We start from the raw sequence: 5,321 nt of genomic DNA on the forward strand, positions 1-5,321 counted from the left end.
CTGGTGATCAGAGTGGCAAGAGCCGTGTAACGGGAGACTGTTACGCACGGATTCTGTGAGAGCCGAGGGGTGAGATTCCCCTCGGCTACTCGGCAAGTCCAGGTCGGTGTTCGCGAACCCACTCGCCCCCCAGTGCTCCCCGGCGACAACGTCGCCTGCCTGCGGCTGGAAGTCGGGATGGAACTCCCCACCCCAGGTGCCCCGGGCGAAGCTATGGTGCACCTTCTGATGCCGCTGCCCGGACGCCAGGTGGGCCCAGGTCTCGTAGTCGCCGGGCTGCCACCGGCGATGCGGGACGAACACCACGCGCACGCCGGTCTCCCGGGCGGAGCCGACCACCGCGCGCAGGTTGTGCAGCAGACCGACCTCCGTCGCTATGGGCTCCACACGCGGCCAGACCTCGCCGCCCTCGGACAGGAAGTCGTTGTAGGGATCGACCAACAGAACCGCAGTGCGGCGGGGGTCATAGGTCTCGGACACGGGTTCCCTCCGGAATTTGGATGATGAGCGGCACGGTCCCGGCGGGCCCCACGCTGCGCATCCCGGCAGGGCACCACAACGCCGCTGGGTGACGCCGCCACGCTTCCGCCACGAGCGAGGGCATCTGCCGCGACAGCGGGCAGGTCTCCGATGCCGCTGAGCAGCAGTACCCTCGGCCGGCCGCAGTAGCACTCTGCCTGAAGTGCGCACCGCGCTGGAAGGAAAGGAACTACAAGAACGTGTAGTTGGGACATCACTGAGTCGCCGCAGCCGAAGCATAGATTGGGCGCGCCGACCGAGCGCCACTTCTCGGGACGATGCAATGTCATCCAGTCATCGAGGTGCGTGCCGCGCCGAGTTCGGCCGACCCAATCACCGTCCTTCCATCGAGGAGAAAGACCATGACGACACCGGAGATTCCTGACGCGGCGCAGGACTACGAGCGAATGATGGGCATGGTCACCGGGTACTGGGTGACTCAGATCGTCCGCGCCGCAGCCGTGTACAACCTTGCAGGTCACCTGGCGTCAGGGACGAACACCCCCGAGGAGATCGCCAAGGCGGAGTCCACCGACCCTGACGCCACTCGTCGTCTCATGCGCACGTGCGCGTCGCTGGGCCTGATGACCTCGGACGACGGTGTGCACTACACCGGCACGTCCCTGCTCAACACTCTGCACAAGGATGCCCCCAACTCGCTGCACCACTTCGCGGTTTCGCAGTCCGCACCGGGGACTGGCTGCCGTGGGGGCGGTTCCCGGAGGCCGTCCGCACCGGTGACCACCAGGTGAAGGCCGCCCACGGACACGCGACCGTCTTCGACTACTTCGCCGGCCACCGTGACGAGGCGTCCTTGTTCACACAAGACCGGAAAGACAACAGCCCTTCAGCCGTCCCGCTCCGTGATGAGGCTGTTCTCGGCGTCCTGTCCGTCCCACAGGGACGTTACGCGGGCGGCGGCGTCACGGACCAGGATGCCGTACCGATCCTGGAGCTCGTCGGAGAGCCGGTAGGTCGGCACAGAGATGCTGAGGGAAGCGGCCGGCGTCCCGGCCGGATCCAGGATCGCCGCAGCGACGGCGCTCACATCGTCGCGCCACATCCCGGTGTTGATTGCGTAGCCGCGCTTGCGGACCGCCGCCAGAGTGTCTCCCAGCGCCTCGGCGTCCGTCACGGTCAGCGCGGTGTACCTGGCAAGCGGGTAGCGGGCGATCGCATCCGCCGGCAGATGGGCGAGGATCGCCAGTCCGGAGGCTGACGCGTGGAGGGGGGCGCGACCGCCGACCCAGGAGACGTTCCGGACGGCGTGGGTGCTGTCGATCTTGTCCAGCAGGATCACGCTGTCACCGTCCACGATCGTCAGGTGGATCGTCTCGTGGGTCTGCCGGGCGAGATCCGCCATCGCCGGCGCTGCGGCCTCGCGGAGCATGCCCTCGTGGCGCAGCACGTGCCCGGCCAGCTTCAGGGGCCTGGCCGTCAGCATCCACCGGGTATGGCCGCCGCGGTCCAGCGGCCGGATCCATCCCAATTCGGCCAGCGTGGTCAGACTGCGCTGCACGGTGCTCTTGGGCAGATCCAACTCCCGTGCCAGCGCGCCCACACCGACCGGCTGGGCCTCGGCCAGCGCTTCGAGCACGGAAAAGGCCGTGAAAACGCTGCGCATCCGTTGACGCCTCCTGACTCCCCACCTACTGTATGGGCCGCATGGTAGCACGGGCGTGCCACTATGCGGCACAAATTTTCCATAGGAATCTCGGGAGGTGCGATGACGGGTCCCCTCGACGGCGTGAGAGTTCTGGACGTCAGCCAAGTGATGGCTGGCGCCTACTGCGCGGCGCTCCTCGCCGACTTGGGCGCCGACGTGATCAAAGTCGAGCGTCCGACCGGCGACGAACTGCGTGGCTGGGGAGCCGATTTCCCTGGCGGCCAGTCGCCGGCGTACATGGCGGTGAACCGGAACAAGCGCGGGATCGCCCTGGACTTGCGGGACGAGCGGGGCGCCGACGCACTGCGCAGGCTCAGCGAGGGAGCCGATGTCCTCGTCGAGAACTTCAGGCCCGGGGCCATGCAGCGGCTCGGCTGCGACTATCCGAGCCTCGCCACACGCAACCCCGCACTCGTCTACTGCTCGATCTCGGGATTCGGCCAAGACGGCCCGCTGGCCGGCCGAGGCGGGTACGACCTCATCGCCCAGGGCATGTCCGGGATCATGAGCGTCACCGGGGAGCTCGGCGGCGAGCTGGTCAAGGCGGGCGTGCCGATCTGTGACCTTGCCGCGGGGATCCTGGCCGCCAACGGTGTGCTCGCCGCCTATGTCCACCGTCTGCGCACCGGTGAGGGGCAGTACGTGGACACCTCACTACTGGAGGCCGGCATCTCCCTGATGGTGTGGGAGAGCGCTGTCCTGTTCGCCACCGGACAAGTAGCCGGTCCGCTCGGTTCGCAGATGCGGCTCGCGGCCCCCTACGAGGCGTTCCGGACCGCCGACGGCTGGCTGACCGTCGGCACACCCAATCAGCGGATGTGGGAACACCTCGTGAAGGCCCTCAAATGGCCGGGGCTGGGGGCGGACCCGCGATTCGCCGACCCGATGTCCCGCCTGGCCAACCGCCCGCCGCTGACGAAGGAACTGCAGAGGAAGTTCCTGGAGAAATCCACCGAGCAGTGGATGGACATCCTCCTGCCACACGGCATTCCCGCCGGACCCGTGTACGACATCGGTCAGGTCTACTCCGATCCCCAGGTCCGGGCCCGGCAGATGCTCGTCGAGGTCGCACACCCCACGGCAGGGCCGGTGAAGCACATCGGAGTGCCCGTCAAATTCTCCCGCACTCCGGCAGCCATCCACCGTCCCGCCCCGCTGCTGGGCGAGCACACCACCGACGTACTGACCGAGGCAGGCTTCGGCCCGTCCGAGATCGAGGCCCTGCTCGCCGCAGGCGTGGCCAAGGAGGAGAAGTGAGCGCGGTCCAGCTGCGATACCACACCCCGCACGTCGCGGTGATCACACTGAGCAACCCGCCCGTCAACACCCTCTCCTGGGAGAGCCGGGCCCACCTCAAGACGGCCATCGACCAGCTGGAGAAGGACCAGGAGGTCCGCGCGGTCGTCCTCACCGGGGCCGGAGGTGTGTTCACCGCCGGCGCGGACCTGGTCCAGGACCAGCGGATGAGCCGGACAGAACTGCCGGACTTCGTGGCGGACTTCGAGAGGATCGTCTACGGCCTGGAGAGGTTCCGTGCCCCGGTGATCGCCGCGGTCAACGGGCCGGCCGTCGGCGGCGGGCTCGAGCTGGCCCTGGCCTGCGACATCCGCGTCGCGTCGAGCGAGGCGTCCTTCGTCGCGGCCGGGGTCAACGTGGGCCTCATGGCGAACTTCTGGCGCCTGGCCAGGATCGTGGGCCTCGGGCCGGCCAAGGAGATCCTCCTCACCGGCGAACGCTACGGGGCCGAGCGGGCCGCGGCCTGGGGACTGGTCACCGAGGTGTGCTCACCCGAGGCGCTCATGCACGTAGCGCTGGCGAAGGCGGAGCGGATCGCGACTCGCGCCCCCCTGTCGGTCGAGGCCACCAAGCGCTGCGTGAACGACGCCCTGGAGATGAGCCGGGACGAGGCGCACCGGCGGCAGGTCGACGAACTGTCCGAGTTGTTCCTGAAGGACGACCACAAGGAGGCACTGCGTGCCTTCTTCGCCAAGTCGGTCGGCGACTACCACCGGCACTGATCCCGAGGAGAAGATGTTGCACAGCTCTGTCTTGACCACCGTGGTGTTGCCGCTCGCCCTGGCGGTCATCATGCTCGGCCTGGGACTGTCCCTCACCTTCGCGGACTTCGCCCGCGTGATCAGCGTGCCGCGCGCAGTGGGCACGGCACTGGCCTGCCAACTGCTGTTGATGCCCGCGCTCTGCCTGGCCCTGCTTGCACTGACCGGCGCGGACACCGACACCGCTGTCGGGATGCTCCTCCTGGCCGCATCGCCCGGCGGTACGCTCGCAGCCGTCTACAGCCACTTCGCCCGCGGTGACATCGCGTTGAACATCACCCTCACCGCGGTCAACTCGCTGCTCGCCGTGGTCACGCTGCCGCTCGTCATGTGGGGCGTGACCCGCCACTACCTCGGCCACGCCCACAACATCGGCCTGCAACCGCACGGCGTCGTCACGCTGATCGCCACCGTCGTGCTGCCCGTCGCCCTGGGTATGACTCTGCGGCGCCTTCGTCCGGCCCTGGCGCAGTCCCTCAGGCGTGCCGTACGGATCGTCGCGCTTGTCGTGTTGGTGGTGGTCGTCGTGGGTGCGATCCTGCACAACTCCCGCGAGCTCGGCCGGTCCTTCAACTCCATCCTTCCGCTCACGGCGGCGTTCAGCGTCCTGAACCTGGTCATCGGCTACTGGGTGCCCCGTCTCGTCCGCGTCCAGCGGCCCCAGGCCGTCGCCTCGTCGATGGAGATCGGCATCCACAACGGTGCCCTCGCCGTCGCCATCGCGCTCAGCCCCGCGTTGCTGAACATGCCGGCTGCCGCAGTGGCACCCGCCATCTACATCCCGGTCTCCCTCCTCACCGCGGCGGTGGCCGTCCTCCTGCTCGGCCGGCGGACCCGCTCACTCCCCATGGCGGAGCCGGTGACTAGCACCTGATGGCCCCGTGTTGGGCGGTGGAGGGTGGTCCTGCCACGCCCGCAGCACACGTCTTCATGGCACCTCCGCTGGTCGGGCCCGGGACCGGCTAGCTCATATCCTCAACCCTCAGCTTGACTCTGTCGGGGATCTTGGAGTCGTCGAGGTCAGCTGCCCAGGCTTCGCCACGACTTCGGCCGGGGGATCTCGCGCCGGTCGAGGTAGT

Annotated in this window: 6 protein-coding genes; 4 read left to right on the forward strand and 2 right to left on the reverse strand. The window is 68.3% G+C overall.

Annotated elements, in window-relative coordinates; genetic code table 11:
- Nucleotides 1-480, reverse strand: a 480-nt coding sequence (locus tag ACFV9O_RS39515; protein WP_385427711.1) for a cysteine hydrolase family protein, incomplete at its 3' end; no start/stop codon positions are given.
- A gap of 401 nt (nt 481-881) precedes the next feature.
- On the opposite strand from ACFV9O_RS39515, the gene ACFV9O_RS39520 reads away from it, so the two are divergent.
- Nucleotides 882-1,271 carry a methyltransferase dimerization domain-containing protein gene (locus ACFV9O_RS39520; protein ID WP_385427714.1) on the forward strand — a complete coding sequence of 130 codons (390 nt, stop codon included), beginning with the start codon at nt 882-884 and terminating at the stop codon, nt 1,269-1,271.
- A gap of 95 nt (nt 1,272-1,366) precedes the next feature.
- On the opposite strand, the gene ACFV9O_RS39525 is transcribed toward ACFV9O_RS39520, so the two are convergent.
- Nucleotides 1,367-2,143, reverse strand: coding sequence for an IclR family transcriptional regulator (locus tag ACFV9O_RS39525; protein ID WP_385427716.1), 777 nt, complete (start codon nt 2,141-2,143; stop codon nt 1,367-1,369).
- Nucleotides 2,144-2,266: 123 nt separating this feature from the next.
- Here ACFV9O_RS39525 and ACFV9O_RS39530 point away from each other — a divergent pair, with 123 nt between their 5' ends.
- From ACFV9O_RS39530 to ACFV9O_RS39540, 3 genes are read left to right on the forward strand one after another with little or no spacing between them, the layout of a single operon-like run.
- Nucleotides 2,267-3,442: a CaiB/BaiF CoA transferase family protein gene (locus ACFV9O_RS39530; RefSeq protein WP_385427719.1), complete on the forward strand. Its 1,176-nt coding sequence runs from the start codon at nt 2,267-2,269 to the stop codon at nt 3,440-3,442.
- Complete coding sequence (locus tag ACFV9O_RS39535; protein WP_385427721.1) at nt 3,439-4,203, forward strand: enoyl-CoA hydratase/isomerase family protein; 765 nt, start codon at nt 3,439-3,441, stop codon at nt 4,201-4,203. The genes ACFV9O_RS39530 and ACFV9O_RS39535 overlap by 4 nt, the downstream gene beginning before the upstream one ends.
- A 13-nt stretch (nt 4,204-4,216) precedes the next feature.
- Nucleotides 4,217-5,116, forward strand: a complete 900-nt coding sequence (locus ACFV9O_RS39540; RefSeq protein WP_385427724.1) for a bile acid:sodium symporter family protein — start codon at nt 4,217-4,219, stop codon at nt 5,114-5,116.
- The last annotated feature ends 205 nt before the right edge of the window (nt 5,117-5,321 follow it).

It is taken from the genome of Streptomyces sp. NPDC059909, assembly GCF_042730885.1.
In the GTDB taxonomy this organism is placed as follows: domain Bacteria; phylum Actinomycetota; class Actinomycetes; order Streptomycetales; family Streptomycetaceae; genus Streptomyces.

Bases quoted from the DNA above. Each gene is read 5' to 3' on its own strand.
- ACFV9O_RS39525 (WP_385427716.1), bottom strand. From the start codon at position 2,143: ATGCGCAGCGTTTTCACGGCCTTTTCCGTGCTCGAAGCGCTGGCCGAG.
- ACFV9O_RS39540 (WP_385427724.1), top strand. From the start codon at position 4,217: ATGTTGCACAGCTCTGTCTTGACCACCGTGGTGTTGCCGCTCGCCCTG.
- ACFV9O_RS39520 (WP_385427714.1), top strand. From the start codon at position 882: ATGACGACACCGGAGATTCCTGACGCGGCGCAGGACTACGAGCGAATG.